Source organism: Streptomyces sp. NPDC104202, assembly GCF_055584185.1.
The window spans coordinates 70,554-91,480 of the sequence record NZ_JBVJMN010000018.1; the positions used below are offsets into that span (position 1 = coordinate 70,554).

Sequence of the window (20,927 nt, forward strand, 5' to 3'; positions counted from 1 at the left end):
CCGGGGGCCACGCCCCCGGGGGCCATGCCTTGGGGGCCACGCCCCCGGGGGCCATGCCTTGGGGGCCATGCCTTGGGGGCCATGCCTTGGGGGCCACGCCTTGGGGGCCACGCCCCCGGGGGCCATGCCTTGGGGGCCATGCCTTGGGGGCCATGCCTTGGGGGCCATGCCTTGGGGGCCATGCCTTGGGGGTCACGCCTTGGGGGTCACGCCTCGCCGGTCACCCCAGGCGGGACGCCCCGACGGTCACGCCTCGGGGGTGCCGAAGCCGATCTCGTGCGGGACGCCCTTCGTGCCCAGGACGGCGAGGGTCCGCTCGGCCTCGGCGAGCAGCTCCGCCCGCTGCCGCCTGCCGTCGGCACCGGAGGGCAGGGGCTCGAACGGCTCGATGGTCATCGTGACGCGCTCCTTGGTCTCCGCCAGGTGCCAGCGCCCGGCGACGAAGCCGTCGAGGAGGAAGACGCGGTAGGCCTGGTTCCCCTTCCAGGTGCGGCCGCGGTGGTCGGGGCTGACCACCCGGGAACGGTCGGCGTGCGACAGCAGCAGGTTGTCGAACTCGGGCAGGAACCGGGGCGGGGCCGGGGTGTCCTCGTCGGGGCGGGACCCGTCGGGCAGGTCGAAGAGCTCGGTGCCCCGTTCGCTCCGGAAGAGGGCGAGCCGGGGCCGCAGCCGCTCGAACGCCTCCTTGAGCCCGGTCAGCCCGGACCAGGTCTGCATGTCCTTCACCGAGGCCGGCCCGAAGGCGCCCAGATAGCGCAGGACCGTCTCGTCCACGTCGGCGGCCCCGGCCGGCACCCCGTCGAACCAGGCGTCGGTGGTGGTGAGCGCCACCTGCCCGGGCTTGCCCCACAGTCCCCGCGGGGTGACCTGCACCAGGGGCAGCAGGCAGCGGACCGCGAGGGTGAGGGCGAGCGGATCGGCGTCCGGCCACTCCTTCAGGAACTCCTCGCGCAGCTGCTTCGGCGTCCGGGGCCGCTCCTCCACCAGCGCCCGGCCGCGGGCCGCGAGACGGTCGAGGTCGACCCCGTCGAGGCCCCCTCGGCCCACGAACATGGCGAGCTCGCGGTCGATCGCCCCCGTCTGGGCCAGCCCCCGCAGCGCGACCGCGTCCCGCGCCGTGTGGGTGTGCACGGTGGACCGCAGGGTGACGATGCGGGCCACGGCCCGCGACTCCATGAGCGACGACAGCTCCTCGGGCCGGAAGTCCTCCAGCCGGGCGGCGAGCGCGTAGTACGGCGGCTTCGTGTTCTGCGCCTGGAGCCCGAGGAGACGGGCCACGGCCTCCTCGGCCCCGAGGGGCGCCCGGCGCAGGAGCAGCTGGCGGTCGAGCGTGGCGCGGTTCAGGGCACGCGTTCCGAGCACGGGGTGGGTCGTCTTCAAGGCCATACCGGCACGCTATCGACCCTTGAGGACAGATACGGTCCGCTATCCCGGGAAACCGGGGCCGTTCACCGGCCCGCCCCGCCCCTCATCGGTCCCCTCCGGGGCATACATCCCATCCGTCCGCTATATCCTTCGGGTGACCCAGGAGGTGCACGACGATGTCCGACCGCCGGCCCCGGGCGGCCTGGCGCCGCCACCCCGAGCCGCCGCCCGAGACCGCGTCCGCGCGACCGGCGGCGGACACGCCCAGCGTGGTCCAGGTCGGCCTCTACCGCGACGGCCGCCGCGTCGCCTCGCCCGCCACCCTCGCGGACACCTTCCGCCGCCTGCGCGAGGACCCCGCGGGCATGGCCTGGATCGGTCTCCAGCACCCCACCCACGAGGAACTCCACTCCCTCGCCGCCGAGTTCGACCTGCACGAACTCGCCGTCGAGGACGCGATGGAGGCACACCAGCGCCCCAAGCTCGAACGGTACGGCGACACCCTCTTCGTGGTCCTGCGCGCCGCCCGCTACCTCGACGCCCAGGAGGAGGTCGACTTCGGCGAACTGCACGTCTTCGTCGGCCCCGACTTCCTCATCACCGTCCGCCACGGCGCCGCCCCCGACCTCTCCGCCGTCCGCCGCCGCATGGAGGAGAACCCCGGCCTCCTCGCCCTCGGCCCCGAAGCCGTCCTCTACGCCATCCTCGACGCCGTCGTCGACGGCTACGCCCCCGTGGTCGCCGGCGTCCAGAATGACATCGACGAGATCGAGACCGAGGTCTTCGGCGGCGACCCCGCCGTCTCCCGCCGCATCTACGAACTCTCCCGCGAGATGGTCGAGTTCCAGCGCGCCACCCGCCCCCTCGTCGGCATGCTCCACGCCCTCATCGCCGGCTTCGCCAAGTACGGCACCGACGAGGAACTCCAGCGCTACCTCCGCGACGTCGCCGACCACGTCACCCACACCAGCGAACGCGTCGACGGCTTCCGCCAGGCCCTCGCCGACATCCTCACCGTCAACGCCACCCTCGTCACCCAACAGCAGAACGCCGAGATGCGCGCCCTCGCCGAAGCCGGCTTCGAACAGAACGAGGAGATCAAGAAGATCTCGGCCTGGGCGGCCATCCTCTTCGCACCCACACTCGTGGGAACTATTTACGGCATGAACTTCGAGCAGATGCCTGAGCTCAGTTGGGGCCTCGGATATCCCTTCGCGATCGGCTTGATGGGGGTGGTCTGCGTGAGTTTGTACGCTATTTTCAAGCGTCGAGACTGGCTATAGCAGGCGCCCGGCCCTACACGCACAGCACACGCGGTTTGCTTCTGCTCCTCTGCGTGAACAGCCCAATTCGGGCTCTGGGGAGCCACTGGGGAGAAGTGATGCGGGTGATCTCGTCCACCTGCCTCCGGAACGGCCCTGACCAGGACTTTTGCCCTCCTGTAAGCGCTGGGGAGAATCCGGGGAGAATCAGCCGGCGACGCAGCTCCTTCGACTGCGGCTTCGGTCCGTCTCTTCTTCCCTGCTCGACATCTCGCCAGTTGCTCCGGCCGCCTCCTGGCCGGTCACGGACAGTGACACTGGCTTCAGGGCGGAGCAACACGTCAGTTCCTCAAGGGATCCCTCGGGCGCGGTTGCCGAGGACCTGGTGCGTACCGGGAGAGGTTCCGGCGCCGTCTGCCGCTGCCCGCCGGGTAGAAGTGCCTCAGGCGTCCTCATGGTGAAGCACGGATGAGCGACGTGACCCGCAGTCAGTGCCGCGCCGGTGCCGTAGGGCCGAGGTCGGGGTGGTCCCGCAGTTCGACGGTGAGGCCTGCGGCGGTGCCCGGCTCCACCCACGACCTCGCCGCCGCCCGGACGCACGGCATCGTCGACGCCCTTGCCGATGCCGACATCAAGTGCCGGGCGGACAAGTCCTATCCGGGTGCCGGCCGGTGTGTTCGCGTCCCGTTCCGGGTCCGTCGGCTTAAGCGATGGCAGCGTCGGCACAACACCACCCACGCCCCGATCTGCTGTGCCGGCGACCAGGCCATGGCCACGCTCAAGTGCTGGCGTCCACTGCGGAAACTCTGCTGCTGTCCTGACCGCACCACGAGCATCGTGAAGGCCGTCGTCGTCCTTCACCACGCATCAGCGTGAGGTTGGAAAAGGCTCAGGGCCTCCTGGAACAGCTCTTGGCTTCAACAACCACTGAGCTACCGAGAGGCCCTGCCTTCATGCGCGCACCACCGGAAGATCACCCGGCCAGGATCCTGTTCGACCCATACGTTCCATGACCGGTTGAGACACGGCCCCTAAGTCTCCGTGCTCTTGGTGAGCACCAGGGACCACGACCCATCCGGAGTGCTGAACGCCACCTCTCCTCCGCCGCGCGCGTAGAGCTGGACACCGGAGACCTCACCGATGCCACGCTCATCGATGTCCAGGTAGACGAAGTCGCTGCCGCTGCTGTCGACGAACTCCCATTGGCCGTGGAAATCGGCGGGGTCGGTGTGCGCGTCTGTCGACAGATGAGTGGCCGTGAATGTGCCGTTGGAATCAAGCCGGATCTCGCCGCCGGTCTCCTTGTTGCGGTACAGACCGGGCAGGTCTTGGACGTCGACCTGAGCCGTGCAGCCTGCGATGAGTACCGCGGAAGCGGCCAGGGCAGCGGCGAACCGACGTCCACTCGCCAGCTTGCCCACTACGGCCCCAGCGTCACGTTGAACTCGATGACCATGGTCATGGTCGACCCCGGCCCTGAGTCGCCGCTGACCCAGTCGATCAACCCGTTGATGGCCTTACCGGCGGTGTCCTTGTACCAGTCCTGGTACCCGATGACAGGCGGGCGGGTCGCGGACTCAATGCTCTGCGCGCTAAACGCCGTGTACCGCCACACCACGCTGCCGTCCGCGTTCTTCCGGATGGGGGTCATCCGGATCTGCTGTGAGCCCAGGAACGCGTACGCGAAGTTTCCGGTGTACCCGGTCAGGAGCCCGTCTCCTGGTTGCGTGGCATGGATGTCTCTGAGCCACTTCAGGCCCTGGAAGCCGGCGAGGCTGTAGTCGTACATGTACGTGTGACCCAGCTCGTAGTTCCCGGCCCGCACCCGATCAGCAAAGTAGCCGAGGGCCTCACTGGTCCAGGGATGCTCCCGGTAGAGCTTGGTGAACCCGTCGTCCGGGCCGAAGCACTGGGAACGGTCGCCGCCCCCCGTGAGCCAGCTCCACCCCAGCTCAAACGGGTTATTGCCGTTTCCGGACGGGATGGGCTTGCCGAACGGCGTCAGACAGCTCTCGGCTCCGGCCGGAAGGCCGTTCCCGCTGCCGATGGGAACGGAAGCATTGTCGATCGCCTTCTGGATCGCCTCACGCACCGCGGCCTGGGCAACAAGAATGTAGGCCTGGGTTGCGGCCTGCGCGGCGGCGACGGCGTCCTTGCCGGCTTCGAGTGCCTGCTTGCGGGCTACCGTTGCCGAGATCGCGGCGTCCGTGGCGTAGCGCGCGGCGATCTCAGCGGACCGCACGGCTCGCGTCGCGGCCTTGCGTGCCACGCTGCTCGCCTTGACTGCCGCGGCGGCCGCGTTGCTCGCGGTCTGGGCGGACTTCGCCGCTTCGGCCGCGGACGTCTCGGCGGCGTCGGCGTTGTCACGTGCTTCCTGCGCAGAGTTCTCCGCATCCGCGGCATAACCCTTGGCGAGGTCGGCCCACTCGAGCGCTTTGTCAGCGGCCTGGCGTGCGAGGGCGGCAGCCTCGGAGGCGCGGGCCGCGTCCTCCTGCGCATTCGCCGCGATCTTGGCCGCGCGTGCGATCGACGCACGGACCGCGCTGATGTGCGTGGCGCGATCGTGGTCGATCCGCGCGAGGTCGTACTGAGTGGTTGAGATGAACTGGCGGAGCATGAAGGTGTCGCCCTCGAGCGCGATCTGCGCCGCCGCCTTGGTGTAAGGGCCTCCGCTTGCGAGCAGTGCGGAAGCGGCCACCCGGTCATCCTCGCGTACGGCCGCCTCGCGACCGACCCACAGGAAGGTGTGCAGGGCCTCGGCGGTCCCCGCGTCCAGAGCGGCCGATGCCTCGCTTCGCACCCTCGTGCCGCTGCTGGGGTCGGCCAGGATCCTGGCCACCTCGACCCGGTTGTCTTCAGCGCCCGCCTCGACCGCTCCGGTCTCCAGGAACGCCTTGATCTTGGCGTGGTCCTCGGTCTTCAGGGCCGCCGCGGCCGCCGTCGCCACGGCCTCCGTCGACGTCGCGGCGACCGCCCCGACGTTCTCGACGTTGTCCTGCTGCAGCGCGAGGACGCGGTCGGTCGAGATCCAGTTGACGACGTCCTGGTCCGAACCGGCCAGCGCGTACTCCGCTGCCTGACGGGTCCAGGTCCCCGAGCCCTCCAAGAGGCGGACCGCCGCCTTGCGCCCGGCCGCCGCGGCCTGCTCGATGGTTCCGTTCTGCAGCGCTGATTCCGCAGCGCTGATGAGTACCAGGAGCTCTTCGGAGAGGCGTGCTTCCTGGGTCCGCTCCCGGTTGAACCGTTCGAGCTCGTTCAACTCCGCACTCGCCGCGAGCCGTGCCTGCTCGATCGCCTCGCTGGTCTCCTCGGCCAGACTGTCAGCCTCGGCCTGGCGGGCCAGCGCTTCGACATCCCCCGCCTTGGCGACCGCGTCGGCGGCGGCGTTCGCCGCCTCGACAGCGGCGTCGGCAGCCAGCGTGGACCGGTTGGCGTAGTCGACCGCCTCACCGGCGTGGGCGGCCGCTTCCTTGGCCGCGGCCGCGGCCTTCTCGGCGTGATCGGCGGCGCTGTTGGCCGCGTCACGCGCCGTGCGGGCAGCGACGGCCGCCTGCCCGGCCAGGTTCCGCGCCCTGCCCGCCGCCGTGGTCGCCACGGCCGCGGCGGCATCCGCTTCGGCGGCGGCCTGCTTCGCGGCAGCGGCCTCGGACTTGGCTGCTCCGGTGGCCACGGCCGCGTCGGCCGCCGCGGCGGCGGCGGCGGCCGCGTTGACCGCCGAGTTGCGGGCGGCGTCGCCCGCCCGCACCGCCGCGTCGGAAGCCAAGGCCGCGAGGTCCGCCTTGGCGGCCACCGTGCGCACGAAGCTCACCAGCTTCAGGCACACGTCCGCCGCCGCGGTGGCCGCGCCCGCCATCGCCCTGTCCTTGGAAGCGGCGATCGCCGCACGGTACGCATTCGCCGCAGCGCGTCCCGCCGATGCCGCTGCCGCGGCAGCGGCATTGGCGGCAGCCACCGAACGCTGTGCGGCGGACTGTGCCGTCCGTGAGGCCGCCACCGCGGTCGACGCGGCCGTGGCCGCGCCCTTGGCCGCCTGCGCGGCCTTCCCCGCCGCCTTGGCCGAGCGTGCGACATCCTGCTCGGCGGCCAAGGCCTCGGCCTTGGCTTCCAGTGCCGAGGCTTTCGCCTTCTCGGAAGCCTTGACTGCCTGCTCGGACAGCTCGACAGCCTCATCGGTCTTCTGACCGGCGCGGCGTGCTTCCTTCTCCACGGTGTCGACCAACTGCTGGATCGTGGCCGATTCCTCGTCGCGTGCCCGGGCGATGTACTGACCCGTCTCCAGGAACCACCGGATGGCCCTGGCCGACCCGTCGTTCATGGCCCGACTCGCGTAGTCAGCCACCTGTGGTGACGCTGAGGCGAGGATGGTCATCACCTGCACACGGTCGTCCTCCTGCTGCGCGGTGAACCGCCCGTCACTGAGGAAGGCGCGCAACGCGAAGGGGGAATCGGCCGCCAGCGCGGCGGATGCATCACGCTTCACAGCCTTGGCACCGTGGGCCTGGACCGTACTCACGGCCACCCTGAGATCCTCGTCCACGGCAGTCTGGAAACCGCCCTGGAGGAGGGTCTCGACCGCTGCGTCCCCGCTGGACAACGCCGCACCGATGGCGTTGCGCGTCGCCAAGCCCGCTGTGGCCAGGGACTCCGCGAGCGCGAACCTGTTGTCCTCGGCCCAGGCCACGGGTGCCTTCTGAGCGAGGAACTCCGTTATGTCCGCGGCGGATCCCGCCAGCGCCGCAGACGCCGCGGTGCGGACGGCCCGGCGGCCCGATCGGTACGCCCAGACCACCCTGCCGCGATCGGTATCCGGAAGTCCAGATCCCTCGGGCACCGCCGGCGTGCCACCCGAACCGCTCGCCGCGTACGCCGGGCGCGTGCCGAACATACCGGTGGACAGCACGCTGCCGGCCGCTACCCCGGTGAAAATGGCCAGCGTCTGACGCCTACTCAACACCCGCCGTGATTGCTGTGACATCACGACTCCTTTCCACTCTCACTGTGTCTATCCGACCCGCACTCGCCCCGATGGCGCGGCACGGTGCCGCCCGCCGCGTCGCCGAGACAGATGCGCAAATAGCGCGCAGATGCTGTCCGGGCGTCGAGGCAGCATGATCCCAACATCCATTCAGTTAAACGTCAATTGGCTAGCAATGCGAGGTGCAGCTCTACGGTTTAATCTGTGGCAATTGTTCCGTTTTCTCGGGTTATCCACTCCACCATTCATGATGGATCGCAAAGCGCGATCCATCCAGCAAATTGGAAATTTCGACTCCAAACATCTCCCGATAGAATTTCCATTCGCGCACCAAAGCCCACACGTCCATGAAGGTCACGCCTCACACTTTGCACAGGTCCTTCACGAACATCCCTACAACCTTCGTGCAACTGGCTGTTTCAGCGGGCGAATTCGCCAACCCTGCATAGCTGCTTCCGGTTTGCCCTGTTGGACATGTGGAGGGATTGAGCTCTTGAATGAGGCGCCGCAGAAAGCCGCTTCAGCTCGCCTGGATGAATTCGCACGCCTCGCCAGGTGGGCCGAAACGGCCTGCGCGGAAATTTCGGCAGCCGTCATCCCGGCTGCTTCCAGGACTTGCTCGCATTTCCCTGAAACGGCGTAGAGGCACCCGGTCGGGGCGCGTCGCTATGCAGAGAAGAAGGGGATGAGGCACCTGATCTGTAAGAGGGAACTGCACATGAAACTCGTCACTCGCATCATTGCGACGGCATGTACCGCCGGCCTGGCGGCCGTGCTGTGGACGACTTCGTCGGCGGGCCGACCGGCGGGGAACACGGACCCTGTGGCCGACGCGGCACCCGGATATGCCGTGGAGGAATACAACTACCCGAACGCGGACAAGATCCTCGCCGAGAAGAACATCGTCCTGAAGCGGGGCGACGGGCACATCGTGCTGGCCGACTGCGCCAGTGAGACCGGACTGCTCGAGGTCTGGGCCCGCAGCAAGGACAAGATCTGTTTCAAGGTCACCGGGAACAGCGGCTGGCTGACGCTTGAGATCCCCGCCGTGTACGCCGTCAAGGGCAGCGTCGACCAGAGCGCCCAGGTCGACATGACGGTCGGCACGGAGGAGAAGTCCTTCGACGTTGCCAAGAACACCTGGACCGCGGTCGGCGAGAGTGCCGACCCCGAGGGTCGCGACCACATGCTCGTCGAGATCCGCACCTCCAAGTAGGAACGTCAGACCACCTGTTCACCCCTTGGATCCCGCAGCAAGGAAACAACTCATGCAGCACTCCCGAGGTCTCCGCCTGGCCACGCTCGGCGCAGCCCTGATAGCGGCTCCGCTGGCGCTGTGCGCCCCACCCGCCTCCGCAGTCACCGGCACGCCTGTCGCCGACTCCGACACCACCTACGCCTATACGGCCCAGATCACCGTCGGCCCGCACGACCGCGGCTGCTCCGCCGTCCTCGTGGACGCCGAGTGGCTGCTGACCGCCGCGAGTTGCTTCGCCGCCGACCCGGCCGCTTCGCTCGCCGTCCCGGCCGGAGCCCCGCAGAAGAGCACCACCGCGATCATCGGCCGCTCCGATCTGTCCGGCACCCAGGGCGCCGAGCGGCGCGTGGTCGAACTCGTCCCGCGTACCGACCGTGATGTCGTCCTGGCCCGCCTCAACAGGCCGGTCACAGGCGTCACTCCGGTGACGCTCGCCGCGTCCGCACCGGCAGCGGGTGAAGAGCTGAAGTTCGCCGGTTACGGCCGTAACAAGACCGAGTGGGCACCGCTCAGGCTGCACACCGCCGCCTACACCGTCGACTCGGCGGCCGCCACCTCCGCGACCGTCACCGGCAAGGACGGCGCGGCCGCCTGCATGGGCGACGCAGGTGGCCCCGTCGTACGCGCCGGCCAACTCGCCGGCCTCAGCAGCCAGTCCTCGCAGGGGGGTTGCTACGGCATCGACCCCGCGCAGACCTCCACGGCCGGCGTCATCTCCCGTGTCGACGACCTCAAGTCCTGGATCGACGGCAAGGTCGGTGCCACCCGGATCGTGGACTTCAACGGTGACGGTCTCGAGGACATCGCGATCGCCGACCCGGCCGGCACGGTCGGCACCAACACCACCGCGGGTCTGGTGCGGATCGTGTACGGCGGAGGCAAGGGCGTCGCCGAGATCAACCAGGACCTCGACTGGGTGGCGGGGGGTGCCGAACCGGGTGACTGGTTCGGTGACTCCATCGACACCGTCGACTGGAACGAGGACGGCTACACGGACCTCGTCGTCGGCACCACCCTCGAGGACGTGGGCACCGCCGCCGACGCGGGCTTCTTCGACATCCTGTACGGCGCCCCGGGCGGTATGGGCACCGGCGCGCTGAAGAGCACCCACTTCGAGCAGGGTGCGGGTGACGGAGCGATCAAGGCCGCCACGCCCGAGGCGGGCGACCGGATGGGCGACAACGTCGTGGCCGGCACCACCGCCGCGGGCGAGCCCTACATCGTGGTCGCGGCGCCCGGCGAGAAGGTGGGCACGGTCGCCAAGGCCGGTGCGGCCTTCTACCTGCGCGGCTCCGTCAACGTCGCGATCCACCAGGACAAGGCCGACGTCCCCGGTGCGGCCGAGGCGAACGACGGCTTCGGCACGTCTCTGGCCGCCGACTCCAACCACATCGCGATCGGCGCACCCAATGAGGTCATCGGTGGCGACGCCGCCGCAGGCAACCTCGCGGTGTTCAGCCACACCCTGCACGCCGACGGTCACCCCAAGCCGCTGTTCGGCCTCGACCAGGACCTCGACACCGTCTCCGGCGGCGCCGAGGCGAACGACGACTTCGCCTGGTCGCTCTCCCTGACCGACTACCGCCCCTCGGGCTCGGCCACCGCCAACGAGTCGATCCTGGCGATCGGTTCGCCCGGTGAGGCCATGTCCACGGACGGCGGCGCCACACAGAAGGCCGACGCGGGCCGCGTCGTGGTCGGCCGCGTGACCGCCGCGGGCGCGTGGAGCGAGACGCGTCAGCTGTGGCAGGGCACCGCCGACGACGACGTCTCCGGCACCGCCGAAGCCGGCGACCGCATGGGCGAGAGCCTGACCGCCGTCAACACCGCACCCCGTGCCGTGAGCACCGGCGCCACCATGCGCCTCGCCGTCGGCACCCCCGGTGAGGCCCTCGGCACCACCGCGAACGCCGGCGCCATCCACACCTTCTCCCTGGTCGCGGCGGCCGGCACCAACGACCGCTGGATCGAGGTCGGAGACGGCGACGGCATCCCCGGGACCCCGGGCGCCAACCAGTACCTGGGCCGCAACATCCACTACACCGGCACCAAGCTCTACGTCGGCATGCCCTACGGACCCGGCCTCGGCGCCCTGTACGCCCTGCCCATGTCCAACACCATCATCGGCGGAACAGTCGCACCGGTAACCGTGTACAAGCCGGGCACCGGCGGCCTGCCCAACGTCGGCACTCGATTCGGCGCGCAAGCCCGCTGATGTAGGCGTCCGCCGCTGGACAGCCAACCTGTAGGCGTCACACTGGCTGTCCAGCGGCCCCGCGAGGACGTGGGCCGGCAACGGCGCAACTGCCGAAGGACTCAGGGTCGATTCCCCTTTTGCGGCCATCAGCGCGGGCATCGCGATCAATAAGGATCTTCAGCGTGGTCACCGATCGGGTGACGGCCGAAGGTAGATGACAGGCGAGGCCTTCGGGGCAGTGGTTCGAGTTGCTTGACGTCTCAACCGCTTTGCCCGGAGGCCTCGTTGGCGTCCATCCTGCCGCACTCGACCTGCCGCATGCGCTTGTGGAGTGGGTCACGATGCTGATCGTCACCCGCGAGGGTGACCGCCGCTGCAAACGCCTACGCCGGGGCCGGCGGCACGTTCCAGGTGCCGTTCAAACGCCACCTCGGAAGACTCTCACCGTCAGACAAGCAGCCGTCAACCAAGCTCATGCCCGACTCCGCTTCCCCGTCGAGCGAGCCTTCGCCCGGCTCAAGGCCTGGCGGATTGCCGACCGGAAACTGCCAGGACAGTCTCGCTGCCCGGGCTGTGATCCGCCCCGACCCATGGGACGCCGCCGTGACCTCGCATCCTGCGCAGGGACTCCATTCGCCAGATCCAGTCGCAGGGAGCGCTTTGGTCCGCGTCGTCGGTTGCCGTCCCTGTGAACGAGCAGCCGCACCCGATCGCGATCTACCGCCGACCGAACAGCGGCCACCTGCCCCACTGCCACTACGTCGCGTAGCCTGACACGGCACGCGGATCACGGTCCCGACCAGCGGTGATTCTCCTTAAGAGGCAGCCTCCGCTGGGGAGAATCCGGGGAGAATGAAGCCCCGTTGGGGAGCGTCTGGGGAGAATCGGCCGCGTAGATCGGCGTCATCATGAAAGCCAGCGAAACGGGCAAAGCCCCAGGTCAGCACACCTCCTGCAAGGATCTGCGCAGGTCAGCGCAACGAGGGCGACGACTTCAAGAAGATCTCGGCCTGGGCGGCCATTCTCTTAGCACCCACACTCGTGGGAACGATCTACGGCATGAACGTCGACCACATGCCGGAACTGCACTGGGCGGGCGGGTATCCGTTCGCGGTGGTGCTGATGGCGGTGGTGTGCGTGAGTCTGTGCGTGGTGTTCAAGAAGAAGGACTGGCTGTAGACCACGCAACGGAACCGTGGGTCGACCCGGCTCCCGCGAGGACGCGACTCTGCCGCCCTCTGCGCCTCGGACGAACGTCGCGCGGTGTCGCGGTCAGCGGGGCGGGTCCAACTCGGCGGCCAGGCGGTCGCGTTCGACCGCGCCCATCCTGCTGAAGAGGTCCAAGGCCCGTCGCAGGAGGCCGACGGCGAGATCGGGTTCGCCGTGGGCCCGGGCGCAGCGGCCGAGCCCGGCCAGGGCTCTGGCCTCTTCCAGGGGGCTGCCGACGTCCCGGGCGAGGACGGCCGCCTCACGGTGGGCGTCCTCGGCCGCTCCGTCTTCCAGGGTGAGCCGGACGTCGCCCAGGTCGTTGAGCAGTGCGGCACGACCCTGGCGGTCACCGATCTGCTCGGAGAGGTGGTAGGCGGCCGACAGATCTCGTAACGCCGCATCGGCACGCCCTTCCTTCGCGTGTACGGCCGCTCCCGCCCGGAGGGCGGTCGCCCGGCCGCGTCGGTCCCCGAGGTCGGTGGCGATGGCGAGCGAATCCGCCGCCGCGGCGGCCGCGCCCGGCGTGTCTCCGAGAGCGATCCGCACGAACGCGAGGTGGTGCAGAGCGTGCCCCTGAGCCCTCCGGTCACCGAGCACACGTGCCGTGCCCAGGGCTTCCTCGTGTGCCTCGGCGGCCTCCGTCAGGCGGCCGGCGCACCGCCGGACGGCTCCGAGGTAGTTAAGGCTGTACACCTGCCCGCGTCGGTCGCGCAGCTCGCGGGCGGACTCGAGCGCCTCGGACTGCAGGCTCTCGGCCTCCGCGAGGTCTCCCCTCAGCAGTCGCAGCGACCCCAGGGCGTTTCTGATGTAGACGGCCCCGCGCCGGTCGCCGACCTCCGTCGCCAAGTCGAGTGCCTGGCGCATACGGGGCTCCGCGTCGGCATAGCGGCCCGTCTGCCGCAGCACCACGCCGAGGTTGTTCAGGGCGGTGGCCCGGCCTCGCGCGTCGCCCACGGCCTCGAAGAGCTCGATCGATTCACGCAGGGCCGCTTCGGAGGGGGCGTAGTCGCCCGTCAGCCGCAGGACGACCCCGAGGTAGTTCAGACCGCCGGCCGCGCCGGCGCGGTCGTCCAGTTCGCGGCAGATGACCAAGGCCCGTTCGTGGGCTTCCACCGTGGCGGGGTAGTCACCGGTCTGCCCGTACACGGCGCCGAGATCATTGAGCGCCCGCGCCTCGTTCTTGCGGTCGCCGAGGGAATGGTGGATCTCCATGGCCCGGACGAGATCCTGGGCCGCCCCACCGTAGTCCCCGGTCAGGCGGCGTACCAGGGCCAGGTCGCCCAGCGCGGCGGCCCTGCCCGGACCGTCCTCCGCTCCGGCGGCGCAGTCCGCAGCCGTCCGGTGCAGCGCGATCGCCTGCTCCCACGGCCCGACCAGGCGCAGGAATCCGGCCAGGGACCGTGCGAGGGCCACTACCCGGGCCCCGCGGCCGTGATCGGCGCAGAACCGCGCGCAGGCCAGGAGGTTGGCGGTCTCCGCCTCCAACCAGGTCATCACCTCGGAACGCTCGGCCCGGTGGGCCGAGGCGTCGGACGGCTGCTGCCCGGTGACGACCGCCGACGCCTCTGCCGCACGCTCCTCGTAGTGGTCGAAGAGCCTTTCGAGGGCGGCTTCCTTCTCGGGCGCGGGATCGGCTTCCGCGAGGGTGCCGGCGAAGTCCCTCATCAGGTCGTGCATCCGGTAGCGGCCGGGAGCGGACTCGATGACCAGGTGTTCGTCGTAGAGCGCCTCCAGCAGTTCACCGGCCTCGATCGGGTCGAGATCGTGGAGGGCGGCGGCGGTCTCGGCGCTGTACTCGCTGCCGGGATGCAGGCTCAGCAGGCGGAAGAACCTCTGCCGGTCGGCGTCGAGATCCCGGTACGAGAGCTCGAACGCCGTGGCCACCGCGATGTTCCCCGCGTGGAGCCGTGCCAGCCGTCGGCGGGTTGCGGTCAACGACCGGGTCAAGTGGGTGAACGACCACGAAGGATGGTTGCGCATCCGGCCCGCTACCAGCCCGATGGCCAGGGGAAGTTGTCCGCAGAGCTGGACCACTTCCTCGGCCGCCGCCGTCTCGGCCGCCCCCTCGGGCCTACGGCGGGACAGCCGGCACAGCATGGCCACGGCGTCCGCCCGGCTCAGCGTGTCCAGCGCCAGCACCACCGTGTCGGGCAGTGCCGTCAGTCTGCGACGGCTCGTGATGAGGACCAGGCATTCGGCCGCATTGGGCAGCAGGGGTTCGACCTGCTCCTGGTCCACCGCGTCGTCGAGGATGAGGAGCACCCGTTTCCCGGCCAGCCTGTCCCTCCACATGGCCGCCCTGGCGTCGAGCGTGGACAGGGGATCGGTGCCGTTGGGGATCAGCTCCTGGGCCACTCCGTTCGCGGCCAGGAGGGAGGCGAGCGCATCAGAGGGGTCCACGGGGGACTGGCCGGGCGTGTGACCGTGCAGCGGCAGAAACAGCTGACCGTCCGGGAAGCGCTCCGCCAACCGGTGGGCGGCGTGTACGGCGAGCGCCGTCTTGCCCACTCCGGGCATGCCGCCGATCGCGTGGATGTCGATGACCTGACGCGTCTCGGAGGACGCGAGAACCGACTCGGTCAGCTGTGCCAGTTCACGGCTACGGCCGACGAAGTTCGTCAGATCCCTTGGGAGAGTACGCATTGCCGCCGCCGGAGTCGCTCGGAGTCTAGTTACGTGGCCTCTCCACGAATATGCCACACTCCGTCGCGGCACGTGGTGCGCGTCCAGGACTGCGGCAGCACTGCTGTCCTCCAGAACTCCGCTCACAGGTACGGCAGTCAGGCGTCCCGGGTAGTTCACGGGATCCACCACCACCACGCCCAGGAGGACGGTTCCGACGGTCTCCCCGTCGCGTTGGCCACAGACGGGCCCTCCCGAGACTCCCGACCAGAGGGAATCCCCGGCGGCGGAGCGGGCGGGTGCGGACTCCGTGATCAGGTGGAGGCGGCCGGAGCGGGCACCGCTGAGCGGATTGACCACGGCGGCCACGTGGTCGGCGTCGGTGTCGGTGCGCATGTCCGACGCACGGGGAAAGCCGGCCACCTGCACCCGGATCCCCGGCTCGTCACCCTCCAGGCTGCCCCAGACCACGGGGTGGACCCCGGGCGGCGGCTCCCAGCCGGGAGCGGTGATCTCGACGAGCGCCGCGTCGACTCCGCTCTCCGGCCCGTCGTACCGCACCCACACCGGACGGGCCGCGAGTGGTGCGTCACCATCCGGCGAACCGTGCAGGAAGCGGACCTCGAGCGTCGACTCGACGTCTCCGTCCGCACGGCGCACGACGTGTGCGGCGGTCAGGACGAGCCGGTCGGAGACTAGGTAGCCGCTCCCCCGGCGCCGGGATGCCCAGACCTCGACGAGCCGGCCGCGCTCCACGGGGCGTTCAGATCCTCTCGCCGGTCGACCAGCGCGCAGCCGACACCTCGGCGTTCGCCCCGGTCGTGCCGTCCTTGGGATTCAGGACGAGAGTCACCCGGTGGCCGCTGCCGCTGCTCTGCTCCTTCTTCCCGCCGAGTGAGACGACGCCCCAACGCAGTGACCCGTCGACGCCACCGGTGCGGCGGAGATCGACCTGGAACTCCATTTCGATCGGCCCCAACTCGAAGCGAATCCGGCTCTCCGCGCCCTCCTCCATGGCGGCTTCGAGTTCGACGCGCAGCTGCTGCACGGCCTCAGCAAGTCCGATCCATGCGCTGTCCATGATCCCCCCCGATCACTTGGCCAGCGTGCAAGTTATCTCAGCAACTACTCTTTGCACAGCGATATCTGAGTAGCTCTCAGGCATGACTTTCGGTCAGTGCGCGCCCGCCCGGCACGGTGCCGCCCGCGCGCCCACGACCGCCGGAGTGGATTCTCAGCGGCGGCACCCGGTCGCTCCTCTCGCGCCGCCTCGGACTCCAGTCGATTCCGGACATTCACGGTGCCTCTCAGGCCAGACGCTGACGCTCTGGCCGGACATGGTGCGAGCGGTGCCAGACTGGCCGCGTCGATGGTGTGGTGTTCGCATCTTCTCGGAGGTGTCACAGCGTGGCGTTCGATGCCCAGGAACCCTCCCCCGTCATGCGGTCCGCGGTGCGGGAGACGTACGGCCCCGCCGATCTGAGCGCGGAGCCGATCTTCGCCGGTGGGTTCATCAACTTCGGATACTGGCGCGGAATCGACGTGAACGCCCCGCTCAGCGAGGCGGATCGCATTCGCAGCCAACAGGACCTCTACCGGCACATCTGGGACGCCGCGGCACCGATGGAGCAGCTGCGACTCCTCGAAGTGGGATGCGGGCTCGGCATGGGCTGCGCGCTGGCTCTGCACGAACGGGGTCCGGCAGAGGTCACGGGCATGGACATCCACTCCGCCCAACTGACGAGGGCCCAAGAGGCGCACGCCGCTCTCCTGAAGCAGATGCCGGGACGGCTGAGATTCGTCCAGGGAGCGGCGGAGCGCATGCCCTTCCCGGACGCCGAGTTCGACGTCGTCGTGAGCGTGGAGGCCGCGCAGCACTTCCCCGACCTGGGGGCCTTCGCGGCCGAGACGGCGCGTGTGCTGCGTCCGCGGGGACGGGTCGCCGTCGCCAGCTTCTTCACCGCAGGGGACGACGCGCCCGGCCAGGGACAGGCCCTCTCACGGTTGCTGGACACCTACGCGAACGGCCTGGACATCGCACGCCCCGTGACGGCCCTCACGGACGCGCTCACGGCTTCGGGGCTCTCGGACGTACGGGTCGAGTCGCTGGGTCCGCAGGTCTGGGCGGGCTGGGACGCCTGGTTGTCCCGCGTGTGCGCCCCGGACTCCTGGGCGCGGAACTTCCTGAGGGCCTATGAGCGGCAGATCCTCGACTACTACCTCATCACCGCGCGACGCCGCTGAATGGGGCACCGCCGCAGGCGGCCGTACGCCGTCGCCCCATGGAAGCCGTGCGGCATGAAGCCCCGGCCGGCCGTGCCGCCGGATCTGTCCGTGCTCACGCGCCCCTACAACCGGCCCGGTCCGCCGCTGGGCCGACCGGGGAAAGCGGCCGCCGGCTCGGGGCGGCGGGGCGGCTCGTCGTCCGTGCGGAGCGGGACGCGGGTTTGACCTCGGGGGACGGAGGGGACCGCGGGGACCGGTGGGGTGGTGGTGGATAGGCTGGCCGGGCTCCGGAGGGCCGGGGTGGGATGTCACTTGGGGTGGGGAATGGCGAAGCACCGGTTGTCCAGAAGAGGGCGCTACGTGGCGATGGCGGCGACGGGCGTCGTGGTCGTGGCGGGGGCGGGGGTGGCCGCGCAGGTGTCGACGGCGGCCACGGCGTGGCCGGCGCAGAGGACGTTCACGGGCCGGGCGTTCGACGCCTGCACGGCACCCTCGTCGGCGGCGATGACGGCGTGGCGGAAGGACGGGTACTACGGCGGCATCGCGGTCTACATCGGCGGGAAGAACCGCGGGTGCGCGCAGCCGAACCTGACCAGGACGTGGGTGAAGTCGGTCGACACCATGGGCTGGCGGATCATCCCGCTCTACGTCGGCGCGCAGCCGCCGTGCCAGAAGAGCGGGAACAAGGAGAGGTTCACGGCGGCCACCGCGGCCTCCGTCGGGGCGAGCAACGCCAACGACGCGGTCGCCAGGGCGGCGGCGCTCGGCATGAAGCCGGGCAGCCCCGTCTACCTGAACATGGAGCCGTACGACGTCACCGACAAGGCGTGCAACGACGCCACGCTGACCTATGTGCGGTCCTTCACCAAGACCCTGCGCGCCAAGACCTACCGCGCCGGGCTCTACGGCTTCAGCAGCTCCAGCGCCAAGGCGGTCGCCACGGCCAAGGACCGCACGGACCTGCCGGGCAACCTCTGGTACGCCCTGTGGAACGGCCAGGAGACGACCACCAGGGACTGGCCCTGGGACCCGAAGCTGTACACCGACCACAGCCGCGGGCACCAGTACAAGGCCAACAGCAAGGAGACCCGCGGCGGTCACACCATCAACGTCGACCGCAACGCCTGGGACGCCCCGGTCGCCCTCGTCGGCTGACGGCCGCGCCTGCTCCGTATCGCCTGTCGGCCGCCCTCCCCGGGGGCGGCCGTCGTCGTTCCTATGGCAAGGCGCGCCACATTGCGCCCCGGGGAAGTGGGGGAACGCCCTGTGTTCGGGGCCACGGAGGGTCACCAGGATGTGCGCATCCCCACCCCCATCTGGAGACGCGCATGAAGATCAGACAGCTTGTCGTGGCCGTCCTGGCGACGGCCGGAATCGCGGGATCGACGGTCGGCGGAGCGACCGCCGCCGTGCCGGCGCCGACCCCGGGACCGCTGCAGCGGTACAGCATCGACGCGGCGTACGTGAGCGGCCTGTCGTCCGGCGGGTTCATGGCCAACCAGATGCACGTCGCCTACTCCGACGTGTTCCGGGGCGCGGGGATCTTCTCGGCCGGCGCCTACGACTGCGCGCAGAACAGCCTCAACACGGCGCTGTACGGGTGCATGGACACGCTGACGGCCCGCAGGACCCCGGCTCAGCTGGAGCAGTTGACCCGGGACCGGGCCGCGGCCGGGAAGGTCGATCCGGTGGCCAACCTGGCGGGCGACAAGGTGTGGCTGTTCCACGGAACCAGCGACACCACGGTCAAGCAGGCGGTCAACGACGACCTGGCGACGTACTACCGCGACCTCGGCGCGGACGTCGTCTACGCGAAGACGTCGGCCGCCGGCCACGCCTGGGTCAGCCCGATCGGCCCCAACTCCTGTTCCTCCACGGACTCGCCGTACGTCAACAACTGCGGCGGCGACCCGGTGAAGGACATGCTGACCCATCTGTTCGGGGCCGTGGCGCCGGCGAGCTCCTCGCCCCTGACCGGGAAGCTGGTCCGGTTCGACCAGAGCGCGTACGCCCCCGGCGGCAGCCCGAGCGCGATCAGCCTGGGGAACGAGGGGTTCGCGTACGTGCCGGTGAGCTGCCAGAACGGCGCGTCCTGCAAGCTGATGGTGACGCTCCACGGCTGCTACCAGTACTTCGGCCTGGTGGGCGACGCCCTCATGGACAAGGGCTATCTGAACGAGTACGCCGACACCAACGACATGATCGTGCTCTATCCGCAGACCACCACCATGTCCGGCAACCCGCGCGGGTGCTGGGACTGGTGGGGGTACAAGTCCGCCGACTACGCCCAGAAGAGCGGTCCGCAGATGACGGCCGTGATGAACATGGCCCGGGCGCTCGGCGCCGGCGCCGCGGACGCACCCGGCCTGCCGGCCCCGACGGGACTGACCGCCGCCGCCACGACGGGCACCACCGCGGCATTGAGCTGGAACGCCGTCCCGGGCGCCGCCTCGTACCAGGTGTACCGGAACGGCACGCGGGTCGACACCGCGCCGGTCACGGCCACCTCGTACACCGACACTGGTCTGACCGCGGGGACGACCTACGGCTACTCCGTCGCGGCCGTCGACGCGGCCGGGGCGGCGGGCGCCAGGTCGGGGACGGTCAGCGCGACCACCCCGGGCGCGGTGACCTGCGTGACGGCCAGCAACTACGCCCACACGCAGGCGGGCCGGGCCCACCAGTCCGGCGGCTACGCCTACGCGAACGGTTCGGGGCAGAACCTCGGCCTGTGGAACCTGTTCACCACGAGCACCGTGAAGGAGACCTCCCCGGGCTACTGGGTCGTCTGCTGACGCGGGCGGAGGCGCGCCCCGCCCGCGGGCGGGGCGCGCCTCCGTGTTCCGGCGGGGATGAGGAACGCGTCCGTGCTCCCGCGGGGGTGAGGCGGACGTCACGGTCGCCGCGGCCGCCGCGGTCCCTAGAATGCGTGGCCTAGGCACCTAATCGTGCACGGCCCGCCCCAGGAGACGGAACGCGTGAGCACAGGCACAGCCGGCCGGGAGAGCTACTACGAGCGGACCGGCGAGAACCGCTACAAGCCGACGGCGTACGCGGGCGGCGCGTGGAGCGCCGACGAGCAGCACTTCAGTCCGCTCGGCGGGCTCGTCGTGCACGCGGTCGACCGGCACCTGGCCGGACGCGCGGACGGCATGGCCCTGGCGCGGATCAGCTACGACATCCTCGGCCGGATCGCCCTGGACGAGTGCGAGATCACGGTGGAGATGGTCCGGCCGGGACGCACGATCGAGCTGCTGGAGGCGCGCGTGGTCATCGGAGGCCGGACGGTGGTCCGGGCCCGGGCGTGGCTGCTGGCGTCCCTCGACACGTCGGCCGTCGCCGACAGCCCGTACCCGTCGGTGCCGTCGCCCGACGAACTCCCCGCGTGGGCGATGGACGGCGAGTGGGGCGGGGGCTACATCTCCTCCATCGAGGTCCGGCGCACCCCCGCGGTCCGCAGGGGGCGCACCACGGCGTGGGTGTCGTCGCGCGTCGCCCTCGTCGGGGGCGAGGAGAGCAGCGCCCTCGCCTCCTACGTGGCGCTCGTGGACACGGCGAACGGCATCGCCGTGCAGCAGGACCCGGCCGCGTGGATGTTCCCGAACGTCGACCTGACGATCCATCTGCACCGGCAGCCGGAGGGACGGTGGACCGGCCTCGACACCACCGCCACCTTCGGCCCGACCGGCCAGGGGCTCACCAGCAGCGTCCTGTACGACGTCCACGGGCCGGTGGGGCAGGCCGAGCAGATCCTCACCGTCCGCCCCCAGCCGGGGCCTTGAACCCCGGCCGGGGCGGGGTGCGGCCGGAAGG

General features: G+C 70.2%; 14 protein-coding genes and 1 pseudogene. 10 read left to right on the plus strand and 5 right to left on the minus strand.

Going from position 1 to position 20,927, the window contains the following annotated elements; genetic code table 11:
- Positions 1–246 precede the first annotated feature (246 nt).
- A complete protein-coding gene (locus ACZ60W_RS14755; RefSeq protein ID WP_469755687.1) occupies positions 247–1,386 on the minus strand; it encodes a winged helix DNA-binding domain-containing protein in 1,140 nt (379 codons plus the stop codon).
- Positions 1,387–1,541: 155 nt separating this feature from the next.
- Here ACZ60W_RS14755 and ACZ60W_RS14760 point away from each other — a divergent pair, with 155 nt between their 5' ends.
- The gene (locus ACZ60W_RS14760; RefSeq protein ID WP_469755688.1) at positions 1,542–2,648 is read left to right on the plus strand and encodes a magnesium and cobalt transport protein CorA; all 1,107 of its coding nucleotides are present in this window, start codon (positions 1,542–1,544) and stop codon (positions 2,646–2,648) included.
- Positions 2,649–3,170: 522 nt separating this feature from the next.
- Positions 3,171–3,503 carry a transposase family protein gene (locus ACZ60W_RS14765; protein ID WP_469755689.1) on the plus strand — a complete coding sequence of 111 codons (333 nt, stop codon included), beginning with the start codon at positions 3,171–3,173 and terminating at the stop codon, positions 3,501–3,503.
- 155 nt (positions 3,504–3,658) lie between these two features.
- Here ACZ60W_RS14765 and ACZ60W_RS14770 read toward each other — a convergent pair whose 3' ends face one another.
- Both ACZ60W_RS14770 and ACZ60W_RS14775 read right to left on the minus strand, forming a co-directional pair.
- Positions 3,659–4,048, minus strand: a complete 390-nt coding sequence (locus tag ACZ60W_RS14770; RefSeq protein WP_469755690.1) for a hypothetical protein — start codon at positions 4,046–4,048, stop codon at positions 3,659–3,661.
- Entirely contained in the window at positions 4,048–7,602 is a 3,555-nt protein-coding gene (locus ACZ60W_RS14775; RefSeq protein WP_469755691.1) for an ALF repeat-containing protein, read from the minus strand. The genes ACZ60W_RS14770 and ACZ60W_RS14775 overlap by 1 nt, the downstream gene beginning before the upstream one ends.
- A gap of 718 nt (positions 7,603–8,320) precedes the next feature.
- Here ACZ60W_RS14775 and ACZ60W_RS14780 point away from each other — a divergent pair.
- The 4 genes and pseudogenes from ACZ60W_RS14780 to ACZ60W_RS14795 form a co-directional block, all read left to right on the plus strand.
- A complete protein-coding gene (locus ACZ60W_RS14780) occupies positions 8,321–8,818 on the plus strand; it encodes a hypothetical protein (protein WP_469755692.1) in 498 nt (165 codons plus the stop codon).
- Between the two features lie 52 nt (positions 8,819–8,870).
- Complete coding sequence (locus ACZ60W_RS14785) at positions 8,871–11,075, plus strand: trypsin-like serine protease (RefSeq protein WP_469755693.1); 2,205 nt, start codon at positions 8,871–8,873, stop codon at positions 11,073–11,075.
- 323 nt (positions 11,076–11,398) lie between these two features.
- Entirely contained in the window at positions 11,399–11,749 is a 351-nt protein-coding gene (locus tag ACZ60W_RS14790) for a transposase family protein (RefSeq protein WP_469755694.1), read from the plus strand.
- Positions 11,750–12,050: 301 nt separating this feature from the next.
- Positions 12,051–12,236: pseudogene (locus tag ACZ60W_RS14795) on the plus strand (CorA family divalent cation transporter); the annotation flags it as partial.
- A gap of 93 nt (positions 12,237–12,329) precedes the next feature.
- Here ACZ60W_RS14795 and ACZ60W_RS14800 read toward each other — a convergent pair.
- Positions 12,330–15,644 (minus strand): tetratricopeptide repeat protein, encoded by a 3,315-nt coding sequence (locus ACZ60W_RS14800; RefSeq protein ID WP_469755695.1) that lies wholly within the window; start codon positions 15,642–15,644, stop codon positions 12,330–12,332.
- Between the two features lie 7 nt (positions 15,645–15,651).
- On the minus strand, positions 15,652–15,969 hold the full coding sequence (locus ACZ60W_RS14805) for a trypco2 family protein (RefSeq protein WP_469755696.1): 318 nt from the start codon (positions 15,967–15,969) through the stop codon (positions 15,652–15,654).
- Positions 15,970–16,295: 326 nt separating this feature from the next.
- On the opposite strand from ACZ60W_RS14805, the gene ACZ60W_RS14810 reads away from it, so the two are divergent.
- From ACZ60W_RS14810 to ACZ60W_RS14825, 4 genes are all read left to right on the plus strand, one after another.
- Positions 16,296–17,132, plus strand: a complete 837-nt coding sequence (locus ACZ60W_RS14810) for a class I SAM-dependent methyltransferase (protein ID WP_469755697.1) — start codon at positions 16,296–16,298, stop codon at positions 17,130–17,132.
- 306 nt (positions 17,133–17,438) lie between these two features.
- Positions 17,439–18,269 (plus strand): glycoside hydrolase domain-containing protein, encoded by an 831-nt coding sequence (locus tag ACZ60W_RS14815; RefSeq protein ID WP_469755698.1) that lies wholly within the window; start codon positions 17,439–17,441, stop codon positions 18,267–18,269.
- Positions 18,270–18,442: 173 nt separating this feature from the next.
- Positions 18,443–19,909: an extracellular catalytic domain type 2 short-chain-length polyhydroxyalkanoate depolymerase gene (locus tag ACZ60W_RS14820; protein ID WP_469755699.1), complete on the plus strand. Its 1,467-nt coding sequence runs from the start codon at positions 18,443–18,445 to the stop codon at positions 19,907–19,909.
- 183 nt (positions 19,910–20,092) lie between these two features.
- Positions 20,093–20,896 carry a thioesterase family protein gene (locus ACZ60W_RS14825; RefSeq protein ID WP_469755700.1) on the plus strand — a complete coding sequence of 268 codons (804 nt, stop codon included), beginning with the start codon at positions 20,093–20,095 and terminating at the stop codon, positions 20,894–20,896.
- Positions 20,897–20,927 lie beyond the last annotated feature (31 nt).

Coding starts and splice junctions, on each gene's coding strand:
- ACZ60W_RS14760 (WP_469755688.1), top strand. CDS start 1,542: ATGTCCGACCGCCGGCCCCGGGCGGCCTGGCGCCGCCACCCCGAGCCG.
- ACZ60W_RS14790 (WP_469755694.1), top strand. CDS start 11,399: ATGCTGATCGTCACCCGCGAGGGTGACCGCCGCTGCAAACGCCTACGC.
- ACZ60W_RS14780 (WP_469755692.1), top strand. CDS start 8,321: ATGAAACTCGTCACTCGCATCATTGCGACGGCATGTACCGCCGGCCTG.
- ACZ60W_RS14815 (WP_469755698.1), top strand. CDS start 17,439: ATGGCGAAGCACCGGTTGTCCAGAAGAGGGCGCTACGTGGCGATGGCG.
- ACZ60W_RS14755 (WP_469755687.1), bottom strand. CDS start 1,386: ATGGCCTTGAAGACGACCCACCCCGTGCTCGGAACGCGTGCCCTGAAC.
- ACZ60W_RS14820 (WP_469755699.1), top strand. CDS start 18,443: ATGAAGATCAGACAGCTTGTCGTGGCCGTCCTGGCGACGGCCGGAATC.
- ACZ60W_RS14805 (WP_469755696.1), bottom strand. CDS start 15,969: ATGGACAGCGCATGGATCGGACTTGCTGAGGCCGTGCAGCAGCTGCGC.
- ACZ60W_RS14775 (WP_469755691.1), bottom strand. CDS start 7,602: ATGTCACAGCAATCACGGCGGGTGTTGAGTAGGCGTCAGACGCTGGCC.
- ACZ60W_RS14785 (WP_469755693.1), top strand. CDS start 8,871: ATGCAGCACTCCCGAGGTCTCCGCCTGGCCACGCTCGGCGCAGCCCTG.